The 26,337-nt window shown below is 48.1% G+C and carries 26 protein-coding genes and 1 tRNA gene; 8 read left to right on the forward strand and 19 right to left on the reverse strand.

Annotation, left to right across the window (positions count from 1 at the left end):
• The first annotated feature begins 10 nt into the window (after positions 1-10).
• On the forward strand, positions 11-1,282 hold the full coding sequence (gene serS / locus QEP07_RS12830) for a serine--tRNA ligase (RefSeq protein ID WP_285010571.1): 1,272 nt from the start codon (positions 11-13) through the stop codon (positions 1,280-1,282).
• An 87-nt stretch (positions 1,283-1,369) separates the two neighbouring features.
• Here serS and QEP07_RS12835 read toward each other — a convergent pair whose 3' ends face one another.
• The 6 genes from QEP07_RS12835 to QEP07_RS12860 form a co-directional block, all read right to left on the reverse strand.
• On the reverse strand, positions 1,370-1,684 hold the full coding sequence (locus tag QEP07_RS12835) for an OmpH/Skp family outer membrane protein (protein WP_285010573.1): 315 nt from the start codon (positions 1,682-1,684) through the stop codon (positions 1,370-1,372).
• A 109-nt stretch (positions 1,685-1,793) separates the two neighbouring features.
• The gene (locus tag QEP07_RS12840; RefSeq protein ID WP_437126689.1) at positions 1,794-2,501 is read right to left on the reverse strand and encodes an SIMPL domain-containing protein; all 708 of its coding nucleotides are present in this window, start codon (positions 2,499-2,501) and stop codon (positions 1,794-1,796) included.
• Positions 2,502-2,568: 67 nt separating this feature from the next.
• Positions 2,569-3,171 (reverse strand): lipoprotein signal peptidase, encoded by a 603-nt coding sequence (locus tag QEP07_RS12845; protein ID WP_285010575.1) that lies wholly within the window; start codon positions 3,169-3,171, stop codon positions 2,569-2,571.
• Positions 3,171-3,551 (reverse strand): TraR/DksA family transcriptional regulator, encoded by a 381-nt coding sequence (locus tag QEP07_RS12850; protein ID WP_256001964.1) that lies wholly within the window; start codon positions 3,549-3,551, stop codon positions 3,171-3,173. Before QEP07_RS12850 ends, QEP07_RS12845 begins: the two co-directional genes overlap by 1 nt.
• Before the next feature lie 8 nt (positions 3,552-3,559).
• A complete protein-coding gene (gene ileS / locus QEP07_RS12855; RefSeq protein ID WP_285010576.1) occupies positions 3,560-6,952 on the reverse strand; it encodes an isoleucine--tRNA ligase in 3,393 nt (1,130 codons plus the stop codon).
• Between the two features lie 67 nt (positions 6,953-7,019).
• Positions 7,020-7,496, reverse strand: coding sequence for an Lrp/AsnC family transcriptional regulator (locus QEP07_RS12860; RefSeq protein WP_256001962.1), 477 nt, complete (start codon positions 7,494-7,496; stop codon positions 7,020-7,022).
• 545 nt (positions 7,497-8,041) lie between these two features.
• Here QEP07_RS12860 and QEP07_RS12865 point away from each other — a divergent pair.
• From QEP07_RS12865 to QEP07_RS12875, 3 genes are all read left to right on the forward strand, one after another.
• A complete protein-coding gene (locus tag QEP07_RS12865; protein WP_285010578.1) occupies positions 8,042-10,426 on the forward strand; it encodes a glycoside hydrolase family 2 protein in 2,385 nt (794 codons plus the stop codon).
• 100 nt (positions 10,427-10,526) lie between these two features.
• On the forward strand, positions 10,527-11,258 hold the full coding sequence (locus QEP07_RS12870; protein WP_285010580.1) for a DUF481 domain-containing protein: 732 nt from the start codon (positions 10,527-10,529) through the stop codon (positions 11,256-11,258).
• Positions 11,259-11,483: 225 nt separating this feature from the next.
• Positions 11,484-11,723 carry an isoleucyl-tRNA synthetase gene (locus QEP07_RS12875; protein WP_256001959.1) on the forward strand — a complete coding sequence of 80 codons (240 nt, stop codon included), beginning with the start codon at positions 11,484-11,486 and terminating at the stop codon, positions 11,721-11,723.
• On the opposite strand, the gene QEP07_RS12880 is transcribed toward QEP07_RS12875, so the two are convergent.
• From QEP07_RS12880 to QEP07_RS12910, 7 genes are read right to left on the reverse strand one after another with little or no spacing between them, the layout of a single operon-like run.
• Complete coding sequence (locus tag QEP07_RS12880; RefSeq protein ID WP_285010581.1) at positions 11,720-13,072, reverse strand: alkaline phosphatase family protein; 1,353 nt, start codon at positions 13,070-13,072, stop codon at positions 11,720-11,722. The genes QEP07_RS12875 and QEP07_RS12880 overlap by 4 nt on opposite strands.
• Before the next feature lie 10 nt (positions 13,073-13,082).
• Entirely contained in the window at positions 13,083-14,291 is a 1,209-nt protein-coding gene (gene eboE / locus QEP07_RS12885) for a metabolite traffic protein EboE (protein WP_285010583.1), read from the reverse strand.
• A 2-nt stretch (positions 14,292-14,293) separates the two neighbouring features.
• Positions 14,294-15,481, reverse strand: coding sequence for a 3-dehydroquinate synthase (locus tag QEP07_RS12890; protein ID WP_285010584.1), 1,188 nt, complete (start codon positions 15,479-15,481; stop codon positions 14,294-14,296).
• Positions 15,482-15,494: 13 nt separating this feature from the next.
• The gene (gene eboC, locus QEP07_RS12895; RefSeq protein ID WP_285010586.1) at positions 15,495-16,376 is read right to left on the reverse strand and encodes a UbiA-like protein EboC; all 882 of its coding nucleotides are present in this window, start codon (positions 16,374-16,376) and stop codon (positions 15,495-15,497) included.
• A gap of 4 nt (positions 16,377-16,380) precedes the next feature.
• Positions 16,381-17,367, reverse strand: coding sequence for a TatD family hydrolase (locus tag QEP07_RS12900; RefSeq protein WP_285010588.1), 987 nt, complete (start codon positions 17,365-17,367; stop codon positions 16,381-16,383).
• A gap of 17 nt (positions 17,368-17,384) precedes the next feature.
• Positions 17,385-18,077, reverse strand: coding sequence for an EboA domain-containing protein (locus QEP07_RS12905; RefSeq protein WP_285010589.1), 693 nt, complete (start codon positions 18,075-18,077; stop codon positions 17,385-17,387).
• Between the two features lie 11 nt (positions 18,078-18,088).
• Positions 18,089-18,457: a transmembrane 220 family protein gene (locus QEP07_RS12910; protein WP_285010590.1), complete on the reverse strand. Its 369-nt coding sequence runs from the start codon at positions 18,455-18,457 to the stop codon at positions 18,089-18,091.
• A gap of 166 nt (positions 18,458-18,623) precedes the next feature.
• Here QEP07_RS12910 and QEP07_RS12915 point away from each other — a divergent pair, with 166 nt between their 5' ends.
• Both QEP07_RS12915 and QEP07_RS12920 read left to right on the forward strand, forming a co-directional pair.
• The gene (locus tag QEP07_RS12915) at positions 18,624-19,448 is read left to right on the forward strand and encodes an NHL repeat-containing protein (RefSeq protein ID WP_285010592.1); all 825 of its coding nucleotides are present in this window, start codon (positions 18,624-18,626) and stop codon (positions 19,446-19,448) included.
• 31 nt (positions 19,449-19,479) lie between these two features.
• Complete coding sequence (locus QEP07_RS12920; protein WP_285010593.1) at positions 19,480-20,895, forward strand: PQQ-dependent sugar dehydrogenase; 1,416 nt, start codon at positions 19,480-19,482, stop codon at positions 20,893-20,895.
• A gap of 40 nt (positions 20,896-20,935) precedes the next feature.
• On the opposite strand, the gene QEP07_RS12925 is transcribed toward QEP07_RS12920, so the two are convergent.
• The 5 genes from QEP07_RS12925 to QEP07_RS12945 all read right to left on the reverse strand — a co-directional run bounded on the left by QEP07_RS12925 (position 20,936) and on the right by QEP07_RS12945 (position 24,938).
• Entirely contained in the window at positions 20,936-21,679 is a 744-nt protein-coding gene (locus QEP07_RS12925; RefSeq protein WP_256001949.1) for a metallophosphoesterase family protein, read from the reverse strand.
• Positions 21,680-21,681: 2 nt separating this feature from the next.
• A complete protein-coding gene (locus tag QEP07_RS12930; protein ID WP_256001948.1) occupies positions 21,682-22,425 on the reverse strand; it encodes a nucleotidyltransferase in 744 nt (247 codons plus the stop codon).
• Positions 22,426-22,483: 58 nt separating this feature from the next.
• Positions 22,484-23,206 (reverse strand): hypothetical protein, encoded by a 723-nt coding sequence (locus QEP07_RS12935; RefSeq protein WP_285010594.1) that lies wholly within the window; start codon positions 23,204-23,206, stop codon positions 22,484-22,486.
• A gap of 60 nt (positions 23,207-23,266) precedes the next feature.
• Complete coding sequence (gene fabV / locus QEP07_RS12940; protein WP_256001946.1) at positions 23,267-24,466, reverse strand: enoyl-ACP reductase FabV; 1,200 nt, start codon at positions 24,464-24,466, stop codon at positions 23,267-23,269.
• A 397-nt stretch (positions 24,467-24,863) separates the two neighbouring features.
• Positions 24,864-24,938, reverse strand: a tRNA-Val gene (locus QEP07_RS12945).
• 223 nt (positions 24,939-25,161) lie between these two features.
• Between QEP07_RS12945 and QEP07_RS12950 the strand changes: the two genes are divergently transcribed.
• A complete protein-coding gene (locus QEP07_RS12950) occupies positions 25,162-25,335 on the forward strand; it encodes a hypothetical protein (RefSeq protein WP_285010596.1) in 174 nt (57 codons plus the stop codon).
• A 12-nt stretch (positions 25,336-25,347) separates the two neighbouring features.
• Positions 25,348-25,533: a hypothetical protein gene (locus tag QEP07_RS12955; protein ID WP_256001944.1), complete on the forward strand. Its 186-nt coding sequence runs from the start codon at positions 25,348-25,350 to the stop codon at positions 25,531-25,533.
• A 15-nt stretch (positions 25,534-25,548) separates the two neighbouring features.
• On the opposite strand, the gene QEP07_RS12960 is transcribed toward QEP07_RS12955, so the two are convergent.
• Positions 25,549-26,268, reverse strand: a complete 720-nt coding sequence (locus tag QEP07_RS12960; RefSeq protein ID WP_285010598.1) for a DUF4488 domain-containing protein — start codon at positions 26,266-26,268, stop codon at positions 25,549-25,551.
• Positions 26,269-26,337 lie beyond the last annotated feature (69 nt).

The raw sequence follows: 26,337 nt of genomic DNA on the forward strand, positions 1-26,337 counted from the left end.
AAATAGAATAATGCTGCAAGTTAATTATATCCGCGAAAATAGAGATAAAGTTTTAGAACGACTGAGTGTAAGACACTTTAAGCAACCTGAACTGGTCGACGAAATTATTCGGGCCGATGAGGAGCGCAGGCAGTTTCAAACTTCGCTGGATAATCTTTCTGCACGTGCCAATGCACTTGCAAAGCAGATCGGCGAATTGATGCGAGCTGGCAAAAAGGATGAGGCAGAACAGCTTAAAGCTGAGACGACTGCGGGCAAGGAACAGCAAAAGCAGTTATCCGAGCAGTTATCCGCTTCGGAAGAATTGCTTCAAGCGCTGCTTGTGCAGTTGCCGAACCTCCCATATAAACTTGTAAAAGCAGGCGGCGGCGCCGATGATAATGAGACCGTCTATGTGCACGGCGAACCGGTTCAGCTTCCTTCAGGAGCATTGCCGCATTGGGAGCTTGCAGCCAAATATGACATAATAGATTTTGAGCTTGGTACAAAAATCTCGGGCGCTGGCTTTCCGGTGTATAAAGGGAAAGGGGCACGCCTGCAACGGGCGCTGATCAACTTTTTTCTGGATCGTGCCACGGCTGCAGGCTATAGGGAAATGCAGGTACCGCACCTGATCAACGAAGCTTCAGGCTTCGGTACAGGTCAGCTGCCCGACAAAGAAGGGCAGATGTACCATGCAGGAACAGATAATCTGTTTCTCATACCTACTGCAGAGGTTCCGGTCACCAATCTGTACCGGGATGTGATCTTAAAAGAAGACGAGCTTCCAATAAAAAATACTGCTTATACGCCTTGTTTCCGTAGGGAAGCAGGATCGTACGGCGCACATGTCCGCGGTCTTAACCGCCTGCACCAGTTCGATAAAGTGGAAGTGGTACAGGTTGCCCATCCGGATAAATCATACGACATCCTGGAAGAGATGAGCAGTTACGTGCAGTCGTTGTTGCGCGACCTCGGCTTGCATTACCGCGTCTTGCGGCTGTGTGGGGGCGACATGGGTTTTGCATCAGCAATGACCTACGATATGGAAGCCTGGAGTGCTGCGCAGCAGCGCTGGCTGGAAGTGTCTTCTGTGTCCAATTTTGAAACTTTTCAGAGTAACCGGCTCAAACTTCGGTTCAAAGGCGCTTCTGGCAAAACACAACTGGCCCATACCCTAAACGGAAGTGCACTGGCCCTGCCGCGTATTGTGGCGGCTTTGCTGGAGAACAACCAGACCGAAAGCGGTATCCGTTTACCGGAAGTACTTGTGCCCTATGCGGGATTTGAGTACATCAGCTAGCCCCGCTCTAATCGAGAGAATAAAAAAAGCTTCCCGAGGGAAGCTTTTTTTCATAGATAGATTATATAGGTAGTTAGTATGCGTGGTCTACAAGATCAGGATCAACAGCAGGATAATGATGATGATTGCACCAACCGACAGGTATACACCGCCGCTCATCGCACGTGCTTCCTGTTTCAGTTCCTTAAGTTCTTTACGTAAGGCTTTTCGCTCTTCTTTTGAAAGATCCGATTTGTCCATGTCACGGATTTCCTCAACGCGTGTTTTAATCCGCTCCAACTGTACTTTCTGCTCTGCAGTTAGTTCCGTTTTGGCTTTTTTATCCTTGTCTGCCGCGTAAGCAGTATCTGCGGTAATGGCTAGTGTAAATACCAGCGCCAACGAGTAAATAAATTTTTTCATAATGTTGAGTTTAATGATACAATGACAGAATAACAAAAAACCTACCAAAACGTTTTGGTAGGTTTCCGAATGTTGTTCGTGTGAAAGTGTCTTCTCAAGTAGTCAGCGCCTATCTTATCTCGAACACGGTATTCATTATGTAATTCAGCTTGATCTTCTTAAAGTCGATTTCTGCCGGGGCGTTGGCAGCGGCATCTGCACTTTCCGCCTTCATCATCATCACATTTCTGTACATCGGCTGAGGAAATTGTTCATTGTTGATCTCCTGGATGTCAATAACGCTACCCAGTTTTTCACCAAGTGCTTCAACAAGATAGGTCGCTTTCAATTTAGCGGCTTGCAGCGCTTTTATTTTAAGTTCCTTCTTCAGGTCCTCGATCTTCGAATAATCGTAGCTGTCGATATTGGTGTAGGCAATACCTTTCGGATCGATCGCTCCTATAATATCATTCCATTTATTCAGGTCAGTTACCTTCAGTTTGTACTGCTTGCTGGCCAGAAAATCCGGGTTCTTCTTCTTTTCAGTCACGTTATTATAACTGCTTAGATTATTGATCGTCAGATTCGATTTGTCGATTCCAGCGCGTTGCACAGCAGCATAAAGCTGGTTTTCAAGCGTTGTAATATCTATCTTTTTCTTACTGTTGTTGTCTTTCAGGTATTCCTTAAGCGAAATCGACAAGTAAATTATATCCGGTGTTACCTCGGTTTCCGCAGACCCGCTAACGCTGATCTTTTTTCTGAGGTCTGCCTGCTGAGCCAGCGCACTGAAGCTAAAGAGTGCTGCTATGGCCAAAGTGAATAGTTTCTTCATCATTCTTCGTTTTTTGTGTATTTGGAATTATGATGAAAAGAATGTGCCAATTCCACAAGCCTGCATATAACTAATCCTCAACTACCTCATTGTTAGGGCCAATTTCTTCCTGCATATCTTCTTTAAAGTAAGTCTTCTGGAAGAGCAGGATAATCACAACACCCACAGATATGGCTGCGTCAGCGATATTGAATACCGGTCTGAAAAAGATATAATCTTCTCCGCCCCATATCGGGACCCACTGTGGGAAAACCCCTTTTAAGATGGGGAAGTAGAACATATCTACCACCCGCCCGTGAAAAAGGCTGGCATACTCATAGATCACGCCGTAGAAAACAGAGTCAATAATGTTTCCAAGGGCCCCTGCAAAGATGAGGGCGACATTCAGAATAAGTCCCCTATGATATTTCTTCTGTATCAAATAATGCAATCCGTAACCAATTCCAGCCACGGCTGCGATGCGGAAAAGGGATAACGCAAGCTTGCCGAATTCACCGCCAAATTCGAGCCCGAAAGCCATTCCATTGTTTTCAGTGAAGTGTATAATGAACCAGTCGCCAATGATCTTGAACTCCTGGCCCAGATACATATTGGTTTTAATCCAGGTTTTTAAGGCCTGGTCGGCCACCAACACAAATAAAATAAGCAGTAAGGGTTTGGTATAGCCTTTCATTATGACTGCTTCAGTTTGGCTTCTATACTTAATGTAGCATGAGGCACGGCGCGTAAACGCTCCTTCTGAATCAGTTTACCAGTTTCCCTGCAAATACCATAAGTCTTATTTTCAATACGGACAAGAGCAGCTTCAAGGTTCTCGATGAACTTCTTTTGCCGCGCAGCCAATTGGTTAAGTTGTTCCTTCTCCAAGGTAGCGGATCCGTCTTCAAGCGTTTTATATGTTCCTGAAGTATCCTCGGTACCATTAGAATTAGGGTTGCTCAATGAACTGCTTAGGTCAAGAAACTCTTCTCTCGCCATGCGCAGTTTTTCCTGGATCAGTTCTTTAAATTCCTGCAATTCGCTGTCGGAATACCTGGTTTTTTCTTTTTCCATAATATAATCTATTGTTGTGTAATCAAAATTTGTAGTTCAACATCATCGATTACTATTTTGTTTCCCTTGTCAATGCTTTCCGCTATCGCAATCTCGTCGGCCAAGATCTCCGAACAAATGTAAGTTTTATTTTGATCTACCGCGTCGGCAAGCTGTTTCTCATACTGTAATGTTACTTTAATACGGTCGGTCACCTCAAAGCCCATCTCCTTACGCAGATTCTGTATCCTGTTGATCAGTTCTCTTGATAAGCCTTCACGCTTCAGTGAATCTGTAATGGTCACGTCCAGTGCCACAGTCAGGCTGCCCATACTGGTCACCTGCCATCCCGGAATATCCTCAGCCATGATCTCCACATCTGTAAGCTGAATATCGTACCTGCCCTCCAATATAGCAATGTGACCATCTTTTTCCAGTGCGGCGATGTCATCCTGATTGAAATCCGAGATTACCTGAGCAACCGCCTTCATGTCTTTACCGGCTTTCTGGCCTAATGCCTTAAAGTTCGGCTTTATCTTCTTGGTAATCAGTCCCGCCGTATCCGTGATATATTCAATATCCTTAATATTGGTTTCGGAAAGAATCAGCTCCTTTACCAGATCAACCCGCTCAGCAAATTTATTATCGAGCACCGGAATAAGTATCCTGGCAAGAGGCTGCCTTACATTGATGCCTGTTTTTTTACGAAGAGATAAGACCATAGAAGAAATATCCTGAGCCAAACGCATACGCTCATTCAGTTCCTCGTCTACCAGCTTGCTGTCAGCGTCAGGCAGCAAAGTGAGGTGTACCGACTCGCAGGTGTTTTTTGCGTTGCCGGCGTTCAGGTTCAGGAACAGCCAGTCCGCAAAGAATGGTGCGATTGGAGCCATCAATTGGGCTACGCTGTTCAGACAGGTGTACAGCGTTTCGTAAGCAGCCTTCTTGTCAGCGGTCATTTCTCCCTTCCAGAAACGGCGGCGCGACAAACGGATATACCAGTTGCTTAAATGCTCATCCACGAAGTTCTGAACAGCACGCGCCGCTTTGGTAGGTTCATAATTATTATAGCTTTCATCCACCTCGGCAATCAGATGCTGAAGTAGAGACAGTATCCACCGGTCAAGTTCACTGCGCTCCGCGACAGGTGTTTGCTTATCAAGGTCTATCTCAAACTTATCAATGTTTGCGTAAAGGGCAAAAAATGCATACGTGTTGTACAAAGTGCCGAAGAACTTGCGCCTTATCTCGGCAATACCTTCAATGTCAAACTTGAGGTTATCCCAGGGGTTTGCATTAGAGATCATATACCAGCGCGTAGCATCCGGACCAAACTCCGCGAGTGTTTTAAACGGATCCACCGCGTTACCCAGTCGTTTAGACATTTTCTGTCCATTCTTATCAAGAACCAAACCGTTAGATACCACGTTCTTGTAAGCGATCTTGTCGAACACCAGCGTACCAATGGCATGCAGGGTATAGAACCAGCCGCGTGTCTGATCCACGCCCTCAGCGATAAAGTCGGCCGGAAAATCCGTCTGTCCGTCCACTTTATCCTTGTTTTCAAACGGATAGTGCCATTGCGCATAAGGCATAGCGCCTGAATCAAACCATACGTCGATCAGGTCAGTTTCCCGTTTCATCGGTTTACCGGAAGGCGAAACAAGAACAACGTTGTCCACCACATTTTTGTGCAGATCAACAAGTTCATAGTTCTTGTCCGACATATTGCCGATCTCAAAGCCTTTAAACGGATTCTCCTGCTGGAATCCCGCAGCGATAGAAGCTTCGATGGCATGGTACAGTTCCTCCACAGATCCGATCACCACCTCCTCCTTTTTATCCTCTGTTCTCCATACCGGCAGCGGGATGCCCCAATACCTGGAACGGGATAAATTCCAGTCGTTCGCATTTTTAAGCCAGTTGCCAAAACGGCCTTCACCGGTAGCTTTAGGCTTCCAGTTGATCGTCTCGTTCAGTTCAAACATCCGGTCTTTTACATCGGTAACGCGTATAAACCAGGAGTCAAGAGGATAGTAGAGCAAGGGCTCATCCGTACGCCAGCTATGCGGATAGCTGTGAACATATTTCTCAACTTTAAAAGCTTTATTCTCTTCCTTCAGACGAATGGCAATCTCCACGTCAACCGATTTTTCCGGCGCAGAGCCTGCATCATAGTATTCGTTCTTAACATATTTGCCGGCCAGGTCGCCCACGTGTGAAGTAAACCGGCCCTGCAAATCTACCAAAGGCACCGGTATGCCATTGTTGTCGAGTACCAGCATAGGCGGCACCTCTGGTTTCGCTTCCCTCGCTACGCGGGCATCATCCGCACCAAAAGTCGGCGCCGTATGTACAATACCCGTACCGTCCTCTGTCGTTACAAAATCACCCGATATCACGCGGAAAGCATTTTCAGCATTTTGGTAAGGCAGCACATATTGCAGCAACTGCTCATAACGGATGCCCACCAGCTCGTCCCCCTTAAAAGAAGCAAGCACCTCGAAAGGAATCTTTTTATCACCCGCTTTAAAGTTTTGAAAGTCCTCAGCAGCGCTGCTTTCAAAATAGATCTTGTTGAACTGTTTGCCGAGCAAGGCTTTTGCAAGTATAACACTTACAGGTTCGAATGTATATTGGTTAAAAGACTTAACCAATACATACTCTATAGCCGGACCCACAGTCAGCGCCGTATTAGATGGTAAGGTCCAGGGCGTCGTCGTCCATGCCAGAAAATGAATATCACCAAAACCCTGAAGAAAATCAGGCAGGGTGTCAGGCAGGGCCTTAAACTGCGCTACGATCGTCGTATCTGTTACATCGCGATAAGCACCTGGCTGATTCACCTCGTGAGAGCTGAGCCCCGTTCCTGCCTTAGGGGAATAAGGCTGTATCGTATAGCCCTTATAAAGCAGCCCTTTATCGTAAATTTGCTTCAGGAGCCACCATACCGACTCCATATATTTCGATTTATAAGTGATGTAAGGGTCGCCCATATCCACCCAGTATCCCATCTTCTCTGTCAGATCGTTCCAGACGTCCGTATAACGCATCACGGTCTTTTTACAGGCTTCATTATAATCTTCAACAGAGATGCTTTTTCCAATGTCTTCTTTGGTAATGCCCAGTTCCTTTTCGGTGCCCAGTTCCACTGGCAGACCGTGCGTATCCCAGCCGGCCTTCCGCTTCACCTGAAAACCTTTTTGCGTTTTGTAGCGGCAAAAAATATCTTTAATCGCACGGGCCATTACGTGGTGAATACCAGGCATCCCGTTAGCGGATGGAGGTCCTTCGTAAAAAGTAAACGGATTGGATGCCGGACGCGACGAAATACTCTTCTCAAAAATGCCTTCCTTCTTCCAGAATTCCAGTATCTCATCCGCTATCTTGGCCAGTTCTAATTGTTTAAATTCCCTATACATCAATTAAGTATCTTCAAAAATTAAGGTTGCAAAGCTAACGAATCCGAACGACAAACTGAAGCCTTGCTTATTTCATCGTAAGTTTAATCCGGGTATCGAACTTACTCGTCGAAATAACACAGGCAGTCTCGCAGGAATTAACATTAGGTAGCGCCAGAAGTACATCATTAAGCAGTTTGTTGTAAGCGGCCATGTCGCGCACCGACACTTTCAGGTGAAAGTCAAAGCGGCCCGTAAGGTGATAACACTCCTTAACGTCCTCGATTTCATCCACAGCCATTTTGAAATCCAGAAGCGCCTGAGCGGTATGCTCACGCAGTTTCACGAGAATCATAAAATGCAGGTATTCCGACACGATCTCCTTGTTAAGAAGCGTGGTATACCCGAGTATACAGCCCTGATCGGTCAGCTTTTTAAGCCGGTCAAGCACGGTATTATAAGAAATCTTGAGATGATTGGCCAACTGTTTAGGGCTAAGCCGGCAATCATCCTGCATCAAATTCAGAATCCGAAGATCCGTGTGGTCCAGTAATTCAGAAATCATCCTAAAATCAATGAAAAAATTTCAATCGTTTTCAGGGTTAGTCACCGGCAAACTTAGAAATTAAAATAAACACATGCAAACATTATTTTGAGGAAGTATTGCAAGTGGCGCATATGGCCAAATATAATTTTTGACTTCTGGGCTGTTTCGCACAAAAATTACTGAAAAATCGCGTGCTATGTGCCAGGTCATCATTCATCATGATATTTGCAGTCCATAAACGACGTATCGGTGCGTTGCCGTTTATGGTTTAATCCCTTGGTTCCGGGAGGAACCACTCATCGGCCGCCTTCGGCGGTCACATTTGGTTATATAAAGGGTTAGGAGCCCGCTTTTTCATTGGATGATTAAGTAGAGAAAAGGTCTTGCCCGGATGGGGAGACCTTTTCTTTTTCAGAATTAAATTCTGACCAGGGCTGCCACGCCCCGCTGTAAGGAAATTTTAGTTTGCCTTTTGGTGTACATCCGCCTTTTTTAACACAAAAAACCTCTCCTATAGTTCACCAGCTTGCATATGCCGATTTTTGCCTCAACTAAAATATACCATGATTAAATTGAACCTAAAACAACTGCTCGCATGCATCCCGGCTTGCCTGCTAGCAATGGCGGCCTCTGGTCAGCAGGGCGACTGGAAGATGCAGCCTGTAACCATTCAAAGCCGCTGGGCTAAAGATGTATCGCCCGCCAACGCATTAAAAGAATATCCTCGTCCGCAGCTCGTGCGCACAGGTTGGACAAACCTGAACGGCTTATGGAATTACGCCATCATGGCTAAGGGCGCGGCTCAGCCATCTGCCTGGGAGGGTCAGATATTAGTACCTTACCCCATAGAGTCAGCTTTGTCCGGAGTAAAGAAGGCCTTGCTGCCCTCACAGAACCTTTGGTACAAGCGGAATTTTGCAAAGCCGACTTTAAAGGCTGGAGATAAAGTAAAGCTGAACTTCGGCGCAGTGGACTATGAGGCTACCGTATTCATAAACGGCACCCAAGTAGGCCGCCATGAAGGTGGTTATACCGAATTCTGCTTCGATATCACCGCTGCCCTCAAAGAGGGTCAGAATGAGATCGTGGTAAAAGTATTCGATCCGAGCGGGGAGGGTGTTGGCCCTCACGGAAAGCAGGTGCTGAAGCCGGAGAACATTTATTATACCCCTACGTCTGGCATCTGGCAAACGGTGTGGATGGAAGTTGTACCTGCCACCCATATCGAAAGCCTGTATATCACACCCGACATCGATAAGAGTGTAGTCAACGTCACTGTTAAATCTGCCAGCAACGCGCCGGTCACGCTGAGTGTCGACGGGAAAACGATTAAAGGAAAAGCCAATACGGTAATACCTGTAAGCATTAAAAATGCCCGGCTATGGTCACCACTCACGCCAAACCTGTACGATCTGACCGTACAGTTGGGGGGCGACAAGGTCTCTTCTTACTTCGGTATGCGAAAAATATCAGTAGCCAAAGACGCTAAAGGTGTAGACCGTATTATGCTGAACAATAAACCCTACTTCAACCTGGGTACGCTCGATCAGGGCTTCTGGCCCGAAGGACTGTATACGGCGCCGACCGACGAGGCCCTTGCTTTTGATATCAGGGCCATCAAAGCCATGGGCTTTAATACCATCAGGAAGCACATAAAGGTAGAGCCCGCACGCTGGTATTATCATGCCGACAAAATCGGTATGCTGGTATGGCAGGATATGGTAAATCCCAATCAGGGGCTGCCAGAAGGGGCGAAGGAAGCGTTCGAGCGCGGTGCCAAAGAAACGATGACACAGTTGCACAATTATCCGAGCATCACTACCTGGGTCTTGTTCAACGAAGCCTGGGGCCAGTACGATCAGGAACGCCTAACCAAATGGATGAAGGCAACAGATCCTTCACGGATTGTAAACGGACATTCCGGAGAACTGCTGTATGTGAATGAACAGCTGCGGGCGCCGAGGGAAAACCCTTATGTTGCGGCTGATATGACCGACGTGCATGCTTATCCCGATCCCATGAATTCTGTGAAGCAGCCAGGCAAAGCACAGGTGGTGGGTGAGTTTGGCGGAATAGGCGTTTTTATTCCGGACCACCAGTGGAACCCAGGATCACAATGGGGCTACATCAACGAAAAGCCTGCGGGATTGAAAGCCAAGTACACGATCATGAATCAGCACCTTAAACTTTTTGAGGAAGAAGGTATGAGTGGATCCATTTACACCCAGCCTTTTGATGTGGAATCCGAGCAAAACGGATTGATGACGTATGACCGCGCTGTGGTTAAGATTCCTTTTGCTGAATTGAGAAAGATACACAGCAAGTTAAACCCTGACCTTAACGCAGCCTCCTGGCTGCAACAGACCGGAGATGTTTCTGCTGAAGACGCAGACCTGACAGAGCCCGGAGCCCTTTATGTCGCAGAACTTCAAAAATATATGGAGGGCAACCGCGAACCAAAGTTCTTGAAAAGGCTTGTTATGATGGCCGGTCAGGTGGGCGACAAGGCAGGAGCGGCCAGGTTTGGCAATGAGTATCTGTCTACGATAAAGGAGCCTTATTCCGAGGAAGACATCGCATTCATGGAGGGCATGACGAAGCGTGTTACAGACAAGGGCTTTGCCGTATTGCTCAACAGAGCCAAAAACGATCGAAATGCGTACGTAAAGGCTATGAATATCGTTTTTGCCGATCTGATTCAGGCGAAAGTGCCTACGCCAGATGCAAAGCCGGACTGGAATGCCATAGAGGCAGCTATAAAGCCATACGGCGCTCCGGCGGAGGAGATGTTTCTCCGGGCAAAGACCATTCATACTTATAATCAGCAGGATTGGGCCAACTATGTGCCGGCGGCTAAAGCTTATCTGGCTAAGTATGCCGACAATATCAGGGAGCAGGAGAAGTCCGCATTCCAGTCTGCTGTCGACCAGCACGCGACGAAAGAGTAATTGGTTTCATATGTGTTAGTAGTTCGGGTGGTCTGGATAGATCACCCGTTTTATAAAACTGGAAAAGCAGTCCTGGTGTTAGAACAGGAAAAACACCATTATGCTGAAATCAATTCAGGTCCTTCTGCTGCTTATCTGTGTGCTTACAGGGCGGGCGCAGTTTACCGACAGCACAAATTATCGGGCTCATCTCTCTTCCACCGGTTCTGTTAATACAACCAAGGACAATCAGGCCTACCTGTTAAATAATTCCGCGCAGTTTGGCGTTAGAAAAAAGTCGCTCAGCCTCAATTTCAATACCGCCTGGGTCTATGGGAAGCAAAACGGGGAGCTTACAAACGACGACTACTCAACTACGCTGGATTTCAACCTCTACAAAACCTTCCCACGATTCAATTACTGGGGACTCGTTAATTACAATACCAGTGAATCCCTGAACATCAACAATCAATTGCTGGCTGGTGCCGGCATTGCCTACAGCATTATAGACCAGCCCAAGGCCTTATTCAATTTGAGTAACGGACTTCTGTTTGACACCAGCGACCTCCTTCTTGAAGACGGTACGAGGGATACCTATGAAACCACCCGAAATTCCTTTCGTCTGCTGTTCCGCTTCGAACTTTTCAACAGCATCGTCCTCAGCAATACGTCCTTCTGGCAACACTCACTGACCAACGGGAGCGATTATATTCTCAGGTCAGACGCCTCGGTGGATTTCAAATTAAACAAGTGGCTGGCGCTTACCACATCATATAAGTACAACCGTGCGTCGCGAACCAACCGGGAGAACTCTCTGCTCAGTTACGGCCTGTCATTCGAACGTTACTTTTAAATGTGAGTTTGTTGACAATTTTTTCTGGGTGTGAAACCTAAAATTTGGTAAATTGTTATTGAATTACAAATGGATGCATTTTCCATCCCCAAACTGACAAAAGTCCTGTGAGCGGGCGATCCGCGGAGGGCAGGCAAAACATACGGCCGGTGCGCTTAATCGCAGCCGGCTTTTTTGTTGGATTGATTTTTGTTTATTTCTCTATGTACCTTAAAACGTATTGCTATGATCAGGATACTAAAACTTCAAAAAGCAGTAATTGCCTATGTGCTTGGCACCATAGCCGCCGTAATCTATTTGTTTGTCCGCACCGATAATGGTGAGCAGGGGCGGTTCCTGCTAACCGTCGCAGGAATCTGTTTCATCGCTGGTGCCCTTATGTCTTTATACCCTATTTTCTTTGCAAAGAAGACACGTCAGGGTCTGGTCGAGCTGGATCCGGCAAAACACGAAACTGTCGACTAACGGTGCAGTGCCTTCCAGATCAGGTCATATACCTCGTCGGCCTGTCTGTCAGCCGCATTAATTTCAGGGCTGCTGATCAGTACTGGATGAAATTCTTTCGGGTTGTCTAAACTGCCGTGCGAACCTTTGATCAGCGTCGCGTCCAGCGGTACAACATCCATTACGTAACGGAAACCGGTTTTTTTCCTGAGCAGTTTATATGCTGCTCTGGCCTTAGACGACATAAACATTTCTACAGGGTCGTAGCCCGGTTTCTTATGGATATCCACACAACGGGCGTAGTCGGGAGCCACGGCGTCATCAAGCCAGAAATAATACGTAAACCAGCTGTCAGGCTTAGCGATAAGCACGAAGTCGCCCGCCCGCTCATGGTCGATATGATATTTCTTCTTACCCGCATCATCAAGTATCTCTGCTATTCCAGGCGCGTTCTCCAATAAAGACTTCACCTGATCCCTTACTGCAGGATCATTGATGTAAACATGCGCCACCTGATGGTCGGCCACCACAAAAGCCTTAGAAGCACCAGCGTCCAGCAGTTCGAGTCCGCGTTCCGTGCGAATCTGTAACAATCCGTTTTGTCGGAACAACCTGTTCAGGTGTACCGGCTTGTCAGCCGGCGTTATGCCATACTCAGAAAGAATAATGATCTCGGCCGATTGGTCCTCATAATATGACACCAGTCCCTTAAGCACCTGATCTATTTCGCTCAGTTCTTTGCTGATCTTGCTGTAATCGTGACCGAACTTCTGCAGGCAGTAGTCCAGATGCGGCAGGTAGATCAGTGTTAATGTCGGGTTATACAATTCGTCTGTAATCACAGAAGCGTCTGCGATCCATTGGGTCGACTTAATATTTGCCCCGGCACCCCAAAACTGGAATAAGGGAAACTGCCCAAGCTTTTCCTGAAGGATATCCCGCAGTTCCGCCGGCTGCGAATAGCAGTCAGGCATCTTTCGTCCATCCGCCAGGTAATTTGGCCGCGGCGTGCAGGAATAATCCGCATTGGAGTACATATTATACCACCAGAACATATTTGAGCAGGTAAAATTTGGGTCTTCCGCCTTTGCCTGGTCCCATATCTTTTTTGCCTGCACAAGTTTGTTCGACTGCTTCCAGAATTTGACCTCCGCATCGGTATGATCATACCAGCCATTGCCCACGATACCATGTTCGGCAGGCCACTTACCGGTCAGGTAGGTCGACTGCACCGCTGTAGTAACAGCCGGAAGCATAGGAGCTATGGCTTGTACATTTTTATTCTTCACATAATCCCTTAAAAAAGGCGTATGCTCGCCAATAAGGTTTGCAGAGAGGCCAACAACATCAATGACTACAGTTTTTTTCATTTTATGGTGTTTAGGATAATTCGTTGATCACCCATTTCAGTTCGTTGCTGATCGACTGGGCAATAGGTGTTTTTATTTGTTCGGGCAATACCTCCCAGGTGTAGGTTTCCACCTCCAGATGCTGCGTAAAGGGATCACTTTTTTGCCAGCTCAGCACCGTTTTAATATCGTTCTGGGTGGTATGGATCAGATCAATTTCCAGCGTGGAAATAGGCACGTGAAAATGTGCCCGCCATTCTACCGCCTCCGTATTATCAAATTCAGCCAGCGCATCGGGAAGATCCTTATAACGAATCAGCTCCCCGTTCTCCAGACGCGCCACCACCTGGTGAAGGTAAGTAGGTTCATTAAAAGCTTCAATGGCCGTCTTCAACAATTGCTTTTCTGAAACCGAACGGTCTAACCTGGCTTTCAGCGCAGCGCTGATCTGAATTTTGCCCACGACTATCTTTTTAGCAGCCAGCTCCCTTAGCACAGCCTCGTGGTTCTCGTAACCGATGGCGAAGTGACAAACGTCATAACACAAACATAGATGTCTTCTGATGATCGCCTCAGCTTCCTCCGCGGTTATGTCGAAATCATGCTGTAAATAAGGGACGCCCGCGGGCAGCAGATCATGTTCAAACCAGTCAATAAATTCACGGCCCGTCTCCAGGACACCATCTGGCTCAGGTTCAATATCCAGGTGCATCAGTTTTCCGCTGCGCTCATAGGTAGCAGCCAGGGCTGCAATCACCTCAATGATATGCTGGGTTGAAAGTTTACGTGCTTCTGCTGCCGCTTCTGTCGTCTGGTGCCAATGCCGATAGCTCAGCGGAGAGGTTGATATCCCGCCATCCATGCCTTCGGGCAAGAGCGATTCGAGAATACGAAACAATCGCAACGTATACTCCCTGCGTTCGTGCGTTGTCCAGTCGGGGGCATGAACATCATCTTTCACCACCCTGCGGTGAAATTCCCCGTAAGGGAAGCCGTTCATGGTATACACATAGGCGTTATTCTCAGCAAGCCAGTCTTTAAAAATCTCAAGCTGCCCGGGCTCCGTCAGTGTCAGGCTGGCCTCGTTTGAAAGGCGCAAGCCTAAACCAAGAGCCTCACCAGGCGCTACGGCCTTTTTTATTTCAGGGAAGTTTTCACGCAGCGCCGCAAAATCCTCCGCCCAGTTCTTGCCGGGATGGATGTTCGTGCAATACGTCAGGTGACCACTTTTTAACTTCATAGTTACTCCTTATCTGATGCAGAATGCCTTCTGCTATAGTTTTGCACATATTCACTTGCCCGGATCAGCAACTGATGATCCATTTCATTCACCTCAACACCCGTTCCAATGTCACTAAGCAAGGTGATGGTCAGCAAGCCGCCCAGGTGTTCCTGGAATTCCGCGAGTCCTTTCAGAATAGGGGAGTCCGTGTCGTTGATGCGTATCACCGGATGGTCAATTTCAAAGCCCAGGCCGTTCAGCAAATCCAGAATTCGGATCAGCTTCTCCTCACTAAGCATGCCTTTCAGGTAAGAATAGGTGCTGTCGAGCGCAATACCCATAGCCACGGCCTCGCCGTGGAGAATACTAAAGCCACTAAGCTGCTCCAGTTTATGCGCACTCCAGTGCCCGAAGTCAAGCGGCCTCGCAGAACCGGTTTCAAAAGGGTCGCCCCCGGCAATATGGTCTAAATGCAGCTGTGCGCACCGTACAATGAGTTCATGCATACTCTTATTGCCTTTCCCCGTATCCTCGCGTTGCATCAGCCTTCCGGCCTGCTCTTCCAGCCATTCGAAAAAAGCAGCGTCTTTGATCAGTGCGACCTTAATGGCTTCTGAAATACCCGAGCGATAATCCTTGTCGCCCAGCGTAGTAAGGAACAGCTCATCGTTGAACACTGCTGCGGGGGGTGCAAACGTACCCAGAAAGTTCTTTTTGCCCCGGTAATTAATACCGTTTTTGACGCCAACGCCCGAGTCATTTTGCGACAATACCGTGGTCGGAATCCGCAGGTGCTTTATGCCGCGGTGCGATACAGCAGCAGCATAACCCACCAGGTCAAGTAAGGCGCCACCGCCCACGGCGGCAATATAGGAGTGACGGTCGATACCATGAACATTTACCGCCTCTACCAGCTGTTCAAAAAGCCCGGGATCGTTCTTGCAGGTCTCACCGCCCGGAATGATCATGATCTCGTCGACCAGCTTAACCTGGTTGTGCACCCGGAAATAAGCCCGGATATCCTCAGCCAGAGAAGGCCAGGCATCTGCAACGCCCTGATCTACCACAAAGAAAATCTTCCTTAATGCAGCCGAAGGGCGCTCTTTGAAAAAATCAGCCAGCAGGGTGTTGGTCTGGCCGAATAAAGATTCCGTGAAATATACTTTATATTCGAACTGAACAGTAAACGATTGTTGTATATGGCTCATATTAACTTTTTGACTAAGTCACCGCGAAAGCCTTGCTTAGCCCGATGGATAATGGTAATAAAATAACAATGCAGAGCGCCGCCTGCCAGCTTCCGAAGGCACCTGCCCAGGCTGCATTCATCAGTATCAGCGCTATAACGCCAGCCTTTACGGCCTTTCCTATATTAGGGCCGGCAGGATTTTGCACTGCACGGAACAAAGGCACAAAGATCATAAAAGCAAAGCCAGCAAGCAGGAGAGCAGTCAGCAGCAGCTCATCGTTTCGACAGGCAAAGTAAACAATGGCTGCAATCACCAGCAGATACAATGCGGCTGCAGCATACAAGGTACGTGCGGCGCCGCCATGTACTTCATCGCGACTTATCATCGTGATGGCCGCTATATAAACAATAGGCACAAGGGCCAGAAACCACCACTGCTGCACCGCATCTGGAAAAATGCTGATGCCCAGCAATAAGTTCAAACCGCGGCACAAACCCATGGTGAGCGGCCCAAACAGGGAATTATGTTTGAGGAATTTATCATACACAAGGCAAGACACCATAATGGCGAAAGCCAGGTACTGTGAATCCTTACTGTATAGTCCGGCCGCAAAAATACCCGCAAAAAAACAGATACCCCCAAATATGGCAGCGGCCTTCTTGCTGATCAGTCCGCTAGGGATGGGCCGCTCCGGCCGCTCTTTGGCGTCAAGATCGGCGTCGAAATAATCGTTCATGATAATACCGCCGCTATACAGTCCGATGGTCGAAATGCACAGCAATATCACCGGCGCCCAACCCGTCAGTTGCATGGCGAAATACCCCGCAATCGTTATCCCGGCCAGCACATCGGCTACAGAAGTAACCACATTAGCAGGCCGCATCAGCCTCAGATAGCCAATCAGTTTTTTCACCCGCTTAAGATATGATGATCGAGTTTTTGTCAACCCGCGGCTGCTGCCCGCCGCGAAGCACCGTGTTGCTGCCAAACTTCTGCGACTGATCTACATTCTTAACGGCAACAAAGTCTGCCTCATTGATCTGCCCGCTTTGTCCGAACGCCGTTATGGCATTCCTGTAGGTAACCAGTTCAATATCTTTCAAAGGAATCCCAGCACGTTTCATCAATGCCGCAGTCTTAGGAATAGCCAGCGGGTCACTAATGCCCCAGTCGGCCGCCGAATTGATCATGATCCGTTCAGAACCATACTGCTTAACCACCTCCACCATGCGCTCGTTGCCCATCTTGGTAAACGGATATATCGTAAAAGCAGCCCAGAACCCGCGGTCCAGAACCTCCTTCACGGTCTCCTCGTTATTATGGTCTATAATGACTGAATAAGGCGCAAGGCCCTGTTCGATTGCAATATCCATACTCCTCGACGTTCCTTTTTTCTTGTCGCGGTGCGGCGTGTGTACCTGCACGGGCAGTGATGCTTCCCTCGCAAGATCAAGCTGCAAGCGATAATACTTTTCCTCAGCCGCAGTCTGATCGTCAAATCCAATCTCCCCGATGCCGACAACGCCTTCCTTAAAAATAAAATTAGGGAGAATCTCCATCACCTGCTCTGCCAAAGCTTCATTGTTTGCCTCGCGCGAATTCAGACCTATGGTACAATAATGCTTAATGCCGAATTGTGAAGAGCGGAAACGCTCCCACCCAATCAGGCTGCTGTAGTAATCAGTGAAACTCGCCAGGCCCGTCCGTGGCTGGCCCAGCCAGAAAGCCGGCTCAATCAGTGCCACTACACCAGCATCAGCCATTGCCTGATAGTCGTCCGTAGTCCTCGACGACATATGTACATGCGGATCAAAAAACTGCATGCCGCTGATCTCACTCAGATCGAGCGTAGTCTGTATCTTTTCGCCTTGATTTCTTTCTTCAAAATTTTCACTACAGCACATAGTTCAAGTATTTATGATCAATTATTGATTATCAATTTCGGTATTTCCGGATTTATATCGCGATGGGCTGCTTCACGTTCCCTCATATAATCCTTCAGCGTATCAGAAAGCGCCACATTCACACGCTCGCGGATTCCGGTGATCTTCGTGACATCCTTATCGGTAAAGAACGCTTTGAGAACCAATTGATTCCAGGCCGCCTCATCCAGGTAAGTTGACGGATACGGATTGGCATACATAATGGCCTCAAGCACAATGCCAATATTGCTTCTGATGCCTTCCGTGCAGCGTGGTATCCACCACTCCGGATAACTCAGCACCGGAAGTGCGGCATACAGTGCGGCCAGTTCATACATCTCAGCGCCGTTAAACAGGCCGTCGACTTTCCTGAGATAGGCCTCTTTATCCCCATCGCGCAATTGCATCAGCAGCCAGACCCGCGCAAGCTGGTCCAGCGACCAATCTTCGATGTCCAGTCCGGGCAGCAGTAGCCCCAACTGTTCCCTTTCCGCATCCAGAATGATCAGCGCCTGGCGCCCCACAAGCCGGGGTATCTGAGAAAAGGCCATGTTCAGTTGCAGTGCCTTATCCTCTTTAGAAACGAGTTCTGCTTTAGCACGAAGCCAGTCCGACGCCTCAGGGGCAGCGTGCCGGTCAATAATATTCAGAAACAGACTTGCCAGGCTGGTCAGTTTATCCCTATCACTCATACATTAAACATTTAGACCGCTATGAAGTAATTCATCGCCAGTGCACCGCTAATGATAAGCAGGCCAAAAAACTCCCTGGCTTTTTCAATATAAGGCTTGGTCGCCTGCATGCTTTCCACCAAACTCGGCGTCCGGTATTTCGTGATCCAGTCGAGCACGCCGTCTTTCGCAAAAAAGAGGTAAACCGCATAGATCAGATAACCGGCAATGGCAATCAGGTATACCAGCGGGAAGAAATAATTGAAGGCCGCCAAACCGCAGCAAACCGATGCGATCATGTAAATAGGCACCCACAACCACGAATCGCTGTCGTTAAGATTAACGTAGGCAAACAAAACAAACGCGATACAAAATATAGAATTAAGAATGCTAAACAGCATAGCTACAAGATTAAGATTTGTGTGTTGGTTATTACTATACAAATAAACAGATAAAATAACCGTTTTAGAAGCCCAATTGCAAAAAATGAAACAGGGTAAACAATTATTCTTATCTTCAGTTATTCATAGCTGAACAAGATGTTTTACCTCCTAACACACTGACCACATGAAGCAATATTTCTGTATCCCCTTATTCCTTTTTGCAGCGGTATGTGCCAGGGCACAGCATAGCGTCGAGAAGCTCTGGCAGACCGATACGGTGATCAATCTGCCCGAATCTGTACTGCCCGACACCAAAGCCGGGGTGCTGTATGTGTCCATAATGGGCAACAGCGCCACGGATATCGACAGCATAGGCGGTATCGGTAAACTCGACATGAATGGAAAGGTGGTCGACCTCAACTGGGTTAAAGGGCTTAACTCACCAAAGGGAATGGCCATCCATGCAGGTAAAATGTTTGTTGCAGACGTTACCGACCTGGCGGTTATCGATATCGCAAAAGCTAAAGTAATCCAGCGTATACCTGTACCAGGTTCAGCTTTCCTGAACGACGTTACGGCCGATGCTAAAGGCGTGGTATACGTTTCTGATTCCAGGACCCGAAAGATACACCGGCTGATCAGCGGAACCATCGAAACCTATATGGAAAACATCGACGGCCTCAACGGCCTCAAGGCGGTGGGCGACCTGCTCTACATCGCCGGAGGGGGCAAAAGTCTGCTGAAAGCGGATGTAAACAAGGGCATGATCAAGGTAGCCGGCCTGCCCCAGGGGGGCGATGGGATAGAGCCGATAGGCAACGGCGATTTCCTCTTTTCGAGCTGGGGCGGATACCTTTACTATGTGTATGCCGATGGCCGCTCGGACCTGCTGCTGGACACCCATCTGGAGAAAATCAATATTGCAGACATCGGCTACGACCCGGTAAAGCGCGTCGTCTACATTCCTACTTTTTTTAAGAAGACGGTCATGGCTTACCAATTAAAATAGTAAATTCGGGTACCAATTTACAACACACCAAATGCTAAAAAATTTCAGTGCGGCAGTGCTTGCCGGATCAGTTCTTGCCGTATGTCTCGGGTTCGAGCGGCAAGGTTCATCAACAGTGGCAGACGAGACGCCAGCTAAAAATTACGCCACTTACTGCGCCGGTTGCCACGGCGAAAAAATGGATATGTTTGTCGACCGCAACTGGAAGTTCGGCAACAAGAAGGAAGATATTGCCAAGTCTATCACGCTTGGTCACGCCGACGAGGGCATGCCGGCATTCGGCGGCACGCTGAGCGAGGCAGAAATAAACGGACTGGCCGATTATATTCTTGAGGGAATCAAGAACGTAGGTCAGTACACCTCACGCGAGAAGCCGGTGGGCGACGTGTTTAAAACCGAAAACATGACCATCAAGCTGGAGCAGGTAAGCGGACCGGGGCTGGACGTGCCCTGGGGCATCGCGTTTCTGCCTGGCGGCGATTTGCTGGTCACCGACCGCGGCGGTAAACTGTTCCGCGTAGGTAGGGATAAGTCTATGACCGAAATAAGCGGCGTGCCAGAGGTTTGGAGCCGCGGACAGGGCGGTTTGATGGACGTAATCACCGATCCGGGTTTTGCTTCCAACAGCACCATCTATTTGTCGTACTCGAAACCTAAGAATGAGAACGGCACATCTATGGGTACCACAGCCATTATGCGTGCCGTACTTAAAGGCAATGCGCTTAGCAACCAGAAAGATATTTTTGTCGCTGAACCCTATCAGCGCACCCAGCTTCACTATGGATCGCGTATGCAGTTTGGTCGCGACGGCTATCTGTATTTCAGCGTGGGCGAGCGTGGCAACGAAAAAGCAAACCCTCAGGAAATCAAAAACAATGCGCTCGGTAAAATTCACCGGATCAAAAGTGATGGAACAATTCCGGCCGACAATCCCTTTGTGAAAACTGCTGGTGCTTTGTCGTCTATCTATTCTTATGGTCACCGTAACCCTCAGGGGCTCACCATACATCCAACCACAGGTAAGATATGGGAAACCGAGCACGGTCCGAGAGGCGGGGATGAACTTAACATCGTTTCGCCCGGTAAAAACTATGGCTGGCCTGTGATTTCCTACGGGATAAACTACAATGGTAAGCCGATCACCAATCTGACTGCTAAAGCGGGTATGGAGCAGCCCGTTCATTACTGGATTCCTTCTATAGGTCCGAGCGGGCTCGCCTTCGTGCAGGGCAACAAGTATAAGGGCTGGACCGGCAACGTGCTTGCAGGATCGTTAAGGTTTGAGTTTTTACAGCGACTGGTCCTCACCGGAAACAAAGTGACCAAACAGGAGATCTTGTTCAAGAATATTGGCCGTGTACGGGATGTGCGAATGGGCCCCGACGGATTCATTTATATGGCCGTCGAGTCGCCAGGCAGGGTGTTCCGTCTGGTGCCGCAGCCTTAACATAGCCATAACAAAGGCTGTCAAGCGGCCGCTGGCCTTGTTAGACTTCCAGGATAAAATAATTGCAAGGGTAGCCATGCTTCTGCAGAATAGGCAGGGCTACATTGTACACCTTTACACCACCCGGGGCGGTACCTTCAATCTGCCCCGCGTGTGCGTGACCATGAAATGCTGCCACTACATTTCTGCGTGTCAGCGGCTCCGCCAGTCGCGATGATCCCAAAAAAGGGAAGATCACTTCCGGTTCACCCTTCACGGTTTCCTGAATGGGCGCATAATGCATAATGGCTACTTTTTTGATGTTATCGTTCTCACCGTCAAGTCGAGCCAGTGCACGATCAAGATGCAAGGCTTCATTTACGGCCTCCTGAACAAAATCTTTCATGGCCTGCTCACCAAACATCGATAGCATATAATTATCGAAGCCCCCGCCAAAGCCCTTTACGCCGGCAAAGCCGACACCCTTGATCACTATTGCCTCGCCATCCAGTATGGTCATGCTGGCATTCTGCAGTGCCTGCCTGATGAGCTTGTGCCTGCCTTTCTCGTAATCATGATTGCCCAATACGCCAAGTACGGGTATACTGCAGGATTTAAGCTCCTCTGCCAGCACTTGCGCCTCATGCTCATCACCTGTATCTGTAAGGTCGCCCGCAATGATCAGTACATCCGCCTGCGCAGATATTTCCTTGAAGCAATCGGCCCACCTGCCTTTATCACCCTCTCTCACATGAATGTCGGCCACAGCGGCAATTTTTATGGTTGTTGCTGTTGTTTCTTCCATGGTTAGGTCGTTTTTATGGTACTCACTTTATAATTCCATTTTTTGATGTCCACCTCATACTGCGTCTGGTCAATGACCGGTCCGCGGCATACCCGCTCCAGCGCACGCGGAATATCGTACTGCTCTTTGGCGCGCTCCATCAGTTCGTCAAACACCCAGCGCGGAATTACATCATGGTAGTCGGCCGGGTAAACAAACTGGAAGATCAGGATTTGGGCCAAAAGCAGGTGCCAGTGCTGGTCCAGCTTAAACATCAGCCGCTTCCAGTCAAAATTACCTGCGGTTTTCAGCAGAATATGGTTTACATCGGCACCATCATAACGTTCGCGGTTCTGCACGTATATTTTGCACCATACCAGGTCCTCGGCCGACATATACTTGACCGTCAACCCTTCATAATCGCCGGTGGTAGCGCGTTTGTACCACACGTCGTCTACCGTGCAGATATTGTTTACCGTATCGAAGATGATGTCGATATAATGACCGTCTTTATGGATTTTAGCGAGCCAGCGCACATCGGTAAGTTCTGTGTTATAGCCTTTGTCGGCCAGAAGCTTAAGTATCTTTGGATACTCTGAAGGTTTGCAGAAAATATCCATATCCTTAAGGTCGCGCGCTATACCCGTATACTGGTACATGGCAAGTCCGCCGCCCAGCATAAACTGCAGGTCGTTTTCCTGCAGGGTACGCAGCACGTCGACATAAAATTGAATTGCTGCTGTTTTTTGCTCGTGTGTTAAAATCATGTTATCTCTAGCTTAGATGCTAGTAGATAACACAATTTCGACCGTTCTGTTTTGAGGCCTATTTAAGCCTGCTCCAGATTTCGTAGATCTTTGCGCCTTTGCTGCTCAGGCCGCTGTGATGCCATTTGCCGTTCTCCAGTTTGCCATCGAAGCTCAGAGCGGCGCCAACGCGCGAGTTATCGCGAGAAAAGAACTCTATATTTTCCGTATATTTCCCATCCTTAAAGGTATAAGAACCGCCTCCGGTTCCCGAAAACTCCTTCTTGCCCGGGTCCATGGCCACCCACTGGAATTTTGTTCCCGTAAGCATTTTGTAAGTCTGCCGCGTACCAGTCTGATGTATTTCGGCAACTTTACCGTCATCGCCCATGCGACCGGTAATGCGCCAAACGCCAGCCAGCGGAGCATCGCCTTTATCGACCCGACGGAAAGATGCCTCATTGCCCTGTACCTGTGCCGTAAGCACGTCGCCCGAGATGCTGAAAGGTACCTCCATCACAGAACCCACACCGCTGTTATCGGCAGAGTTGTACATCATTTTGGCCTTCATCACATTTCCGCTGATCTCGTAAGATCCGCCCTGACTCGCCACAAACTCGTTGCCGCGGTGTACTGTATGAAAATACATGCCGTCCTGGATAAACAAATGATGCTGGTTTTCGCCGTCTTTAAGTTGCCATGCGCCCGTTATCGCATTGTTCTGCGCCTGCGCGTTCATTATCATGCCCGTTAATACCAGCAGTAATCCAAGAAAGGTGCTGCGTTTTACAAGTGCTCTCATAGGTTTATATTTTAGTGGTTCATATGTAAACTTACACTAAAGTACGCAATTTGCTGAAAACTAGCCAGCTGATTGCAAACCGCGGATCTCAACAACCTCGTTCACATCGGCCTCATAGTCGACCCCCGGTACCTCAAAGCCAAACAGCTTAAAGAAGTCATTGCTGTAGCCTTTCAGGTCACCAATTTCCGGAAGGTTCTCGGTTGTCGCCTTTTCCCACAGCGCCGCAACCTCCTGTTGCACATCTTCACGCATCTCCCAGTCGTCTATACGGATACGTCCGGCCTCATCGGTTTGGAGTGGTTTGCCCGAATACAGGTGGTCGTGGAACAAACGGTTGATCTGCTCAATACAGCCCTCGTGCAGCCCTTTTTCTTTCATCACCTTATACAGCAGTGAAATATACAATGGAATCACTGGAATTGCCGAACTTGCCTGGGTCACCAAAGCCTTGTTTACCGACACATAAGCTTTTCCGTTTACATCTTTCAGGTCATCTGAAATGGTGAAAGCTGTTTTTTCCAGATGGTCTTTAGCGCGACCAATCGTTCCTTTGCGGTATACAGGTTCGGTAAGTTCCGGACCAATGTAAGAATAGGCTACAGTGTTAACACCCTCTGCCAGCACGCCAGCTTCTTTCAGGGCATCCATCCACATTTTCCAGTCCTCACCGCCCATTACGGCCACTGTATTTTCAATATCCTGCTCATTGGCCGGAGTAATCTCAACTTCCGATACCACACCGGTGTGGAAGTCTACCGTTTTATTTCTGAAAGTCTGTCCGATCGGTTTCAGTGCAGAGTTAAACACCTCGCCCGTTACCGGATGCGTACGCCTGGGCGATGCCAGACTGTATATCACCAGGTCTACCTGGCCCAGGTCGGCCTTAATAAGCGCTATCGTTTGCTGCTTGATCTCATTAGAGAATGCATCACCATTAATGCTTTTGGCATACAAACCGGCCTCTTCGGCAAAAGTTTCGAACGCTGCGGTATTGTACCAGCCAGCAGAAGCCGGCTTGCCTGGTGCTGCAGGCTTTTCGAAATAAACACCAATAGTGGCAGCCCCCGCGCCAAAAGCACTGGTAATCCTGGATGCCAGTCCGAACCCGGTCGACGCACCGATAACCAGCACCTTCTTTGGTCCCTCTACCGGGCCGGCGGCCTTTACATAATTGATCTGGTCAAGTACATTCTGCTTGCTACCTTCCGGATGCGCCGTGAGGCAAATAAATCCACGTGTTCTGGGTGCGATAATCATATCTTATATCCTTAAGTCTAAAAATCCAATGTTAATTCAGACAAAGCTAAAACTTTTGTCTAATGAAAAAATGTTTAAGTGCAGCAATTGTTGACCCGACCTTGGCGCCGATGTAAAACTCGCACTGCACAAGCGGCACTTAAGGTCGGTAAGTGCATCCCCTATGGTACAGTAAATAACATTGATTCCCTATTGATATTATACAGCTATAAAACTGCTTTTACACTGGTTTAAGCAGACTAATACCAGTCTAATAGCAGTGTAATACCAGTCTAAAAGCAGTCTAATTTACTTACGCAGTATTATGTCTTAGCCCTCTTTCGCTATACAAGTCCGGTCGGAAAATAACCGTATTTTAAATGGAAAAACCTCCCGCTTTTGGCAGAAGGTTTTTATGTGGGAATTACTGGGTTCGAACCAGTGACCCCTACCTTGTCGAGGTAGTGCTCTAAACCAGCTGAGCTAAACTCCCGTGAGATGGTAGGCAAACTTACGTAATCCCGGGAAGTTTCGCAATACGGTTCATGTGATTAGGCGGCTGCTCCCGTATGCTTTGCTCATTATACTTCTGGCTACCGCGTATTTGTCTGATAATTATCGTATTTATCAGCTAAAACTTATCCTGTGTTCGATGGTTAAATGATTAGGTGCGCTCAAAAAGGGCGTAAGGGTTTAACCAATTAAATGAGAACAAGATGAGCAATAATGAACAAGATCAGGACAATCCTAAAAGCATGGAGCAGTCTGTAACAGAAAGCGAAGACAATGCTGATATGGGTCAGCAGGAAAGCAATTTGCTGGACGATACCGAAGGAGGAGGCACTCAGGTAAGTAACGAAGGTGTTGGAGAAACAGAATCAGAAGACTAAAAATTAATGGTGATGAAAAAGCATGAGAAGGGCGCAGCGGATAAGTCTGCACAAAGCGCAAAGGAGAAAATTTCAGCAGTGTCAAAAGATGGCGTGACTGGCAGATCTGCCGGTTCGTTTAATCTGAACCAGGATGGCGGGCAAAGCAAACGGCCCATAAGCCTTCGGCAGCAACGACCCAGGCGCGGGCTGCTGTGATATTTTAGTTACAGCTCATCGTATTCTTATTGGCGGCACTTCAGTCAGAAGCTTTTTCACCTCTTCCTGCCTGGCTGGCAAAATGGAGATAATAATCACCCCGTACTTGCCAGACTCGCCATATGCTTTGATCGCTTCTTCGTCCTTAAGCACGTTAATGGCCGAAATAGCCTCTTGCGGGATTCGAGACAGTGGCCTGATATCGCCAACTGGTTCAATTTTGGTTTTTACCTCGCCTACCTGAAGGATATATAGCGGCTGGTTCCGGTAATGTGCGAGCGGGTCGCGCTTTGCCCCAAAGGGGTCTTTTTCGGAGTAGACGACCCGTTCCCATAGTTCGGACGTAGCCATGTCATTAAACGAACCCGTAGAGGTCATTTTATCCAGACCGTCAAATTTGAGTTTGAAGGAAAAAGTCTTGCCGATCATGAAGGCCGACTCTTGGTTGACGTGCAGGATCGTTTCGGTGTATGTACTGTCTTTGATCTCGTAGGTTCCAAAGATACTCGTCGTTGTAACCTTGCTGGCAGAATCTACCTCCGTCACTATAAAGTGTGTGGGCGTGTAGGATTTGTATTTTATAAACCTGTTGTGGTTCTCGTTATTGTTTGGGTGGTTACCGTACTGAAACTTTTTGATCTTCCAGGTGCCCAGCAGAAGCTCTGCATAGCTTTGGCTGTAGGCGCTTACAGCGCTTAGCGCTATAAGGGTGAGGGTTAATATTGATTTGGTCATGATGAGAATGGTTAGGAAAGTAAGATACGTAATAATTCTCGCGATACATGAAAATAAAAAAGCTTTTCA

It is taken from the genome of Pedobacter faecalis, assembly GCF_030182585.1.
GTDB lineage: Bacteria > Bacteroidota > Bacteroidia > Sphingobacteriales > Sphingobacteriaceae > Pedobacter > Pedobacter faecalis.

Bases quoted from the DNA above. Each gene is read 5' to 3' on its own strand.
- serS (WP_285010571.1), top strand. From the start codon at position 11: ATGCTGCAAGTTAATTATATCCGCGAAAATAGAGATAAAGTTTTAGAA.
- QEP07_RS12835 (WP_285010573.1), bottom strand. From the start codon at position 1,684: ATGAAAAAATTTATTTACTCGTTGGCGCTGGTATTTACACTAGCCATT.
- QEP07_RS12840 (WP_437126689.1), bottom strand. From the start codon at position 2,501: ATGATGAAGAAACTATTCACTTTGGCCATAGCAGCACTCTTTAGCTTC.
- QEP07_RS12845 (WP_285010575.1), bottom strand. From the start codon at position 3,171: ATGAAAGGCTATACCAAACCCTTACTGCTTATTTTATTTGTGTTGGTG.
- QEP07_RS12850 (WP_256001964.1), bottom strand. From the start codon at position 3,551: ATGGAAAAAGAAAAAACCAGGTATTCCGACAGCGAATTGCAGGAATTT.
- ileS (WP_285010576.1), bottom strand. From the start codon at position 6,952: ATGTATAGGGAATTTAAACAATTAGAACTGGCCAAGATAGCGGATGAG.
- QEP07_RS12860 (WP_256001962.1), bottom strand. From the start codon at position 7,496: ATGATTTCTGAATTACTGGACCACACGGATCTTCGGATTCTGAATTTG.
- QEP07_RS12865 (WP_285010578.1), top strand. From the start codon at position 8,042: ATGATTAAATTGAACCTAAAACAACTGCTCGCATGCATCCCGGCTTGC.
- QEP07_RS12870 (WP_285010580.1), top strand. From the start codon at position 10,527: ATGCTGAAATCAATTCAGGTCCTTCTGCTGCTTATCTGTGTGCTTACA.
- QEP07_RS12875 (WP_256001959.1), top strand. From the start codon at position 11,484: ATGATCAGGATACTAAAACTTCAAAAAGCAGTAATTGCCTATGTGCTT.
- QEP07_RS12880 (WP_285010581.1), bottom strand. From the start codon at position 13,072: ATGAAAAAAACTGTAGTCATTGATGTTGTTGGCCTCTCTGCAAACCTT.
- eboE (WP_285010583.1), bottom strand. From the start codon at position 14,291: ATGAAGTTAAAAAGTGGTCACCTGACGTATTGCACGAACATCCATCCC.
- QEP07_RS12890 (WP_285010584.1), bottom strand. From the start codon at position 15,481: ATGAGCCATATACAACAATCGTTTACTGTTCAGTTCGAATATAAAGTA.
- QEP07_RS12900 (WP_285010588.1), bottom strand. From the start codon at position 17,367: ATGTGCTGTAGTGAAAATTTTGAAGAAAGAAATCAAGGCGAAAAGATA.
- QEP07_RS12905 (WP_285010589.1), bottom strand. From the start codon at position 18,077: ATGAGTGATAGGGATAAACTGACCAGCCTGGCAAGTCTGTTTCTGAAT.
- QEP07_RS12910 (WP_285010590.1), bottom strand. From the start codon at position 18,457: ATGCTGTTTAGCATTCTTAATTCTATATTTTGTATCGCGTTTGTTTTG.
- QEP07_RS12915 (WP_285010592.1), top strand. From the start codon at position 18,624: ATGAAGCAATATTTCTGTATCCCCTTATTCCTTTTTGCAGCGGTATGT.
- QEP07_RS12920 (WP_285010593.1), top strand. From the start codon at position 19,480: ATGCTAAAAAATTTCAGTGCGGCAGTGCTTGCCGGATCAGTTCTTGCC.
- QEP07_RS12925 (WP_256001949.1), bottom strand. From the start codon at position 21,679: ATGGAAGAAACAACAGCAACAACCATAAAAATTGCCGCTGTGGCCGAC.
- QEP07_RS12930 (WP_256001948.1), bottom strand. From the start codon at position 22,425: ATGATTTTAACACACGAGCAAAAAACAGCAGCAATTCAATTTTATGTC.
- QEP07_RS12935 (WP_285010594.1), bottom strand. From the start codon at position 23,206: ATGAGAGCACTTGTAAAACGCAGCACCTTTCTTGGATTACTGCTGGTA.
- fabV (WP_256001946.1), bottom strand. From the start codon at position 24,466: ATGATTATCGCACCCAGAACACGTGGATTTATTTGCCTCACGGCGCAT.
- QEP07_RS12950 (WP_285010596.1), top strand. From the start codon at position 25,162: ATGAGCAATAATGAACAAGATCAGGACAATCCTAAAAGCATGGAGCAG.
- QEP07_RS12955 (WP_256001944.1), top strand. From the start codon at position 25,348: ATGAAAAAGCATGAGAAGGGCGCAGCGGATAAGTCTGCACAAAGCGCA.
- QEP07_RS12960 (WP_285010598.1), bottom strand. From the start codon at position 26,268: ATGACCAAATCAATATTAACCCTCACCCTTATAGCGCTAAGCGCTGTA.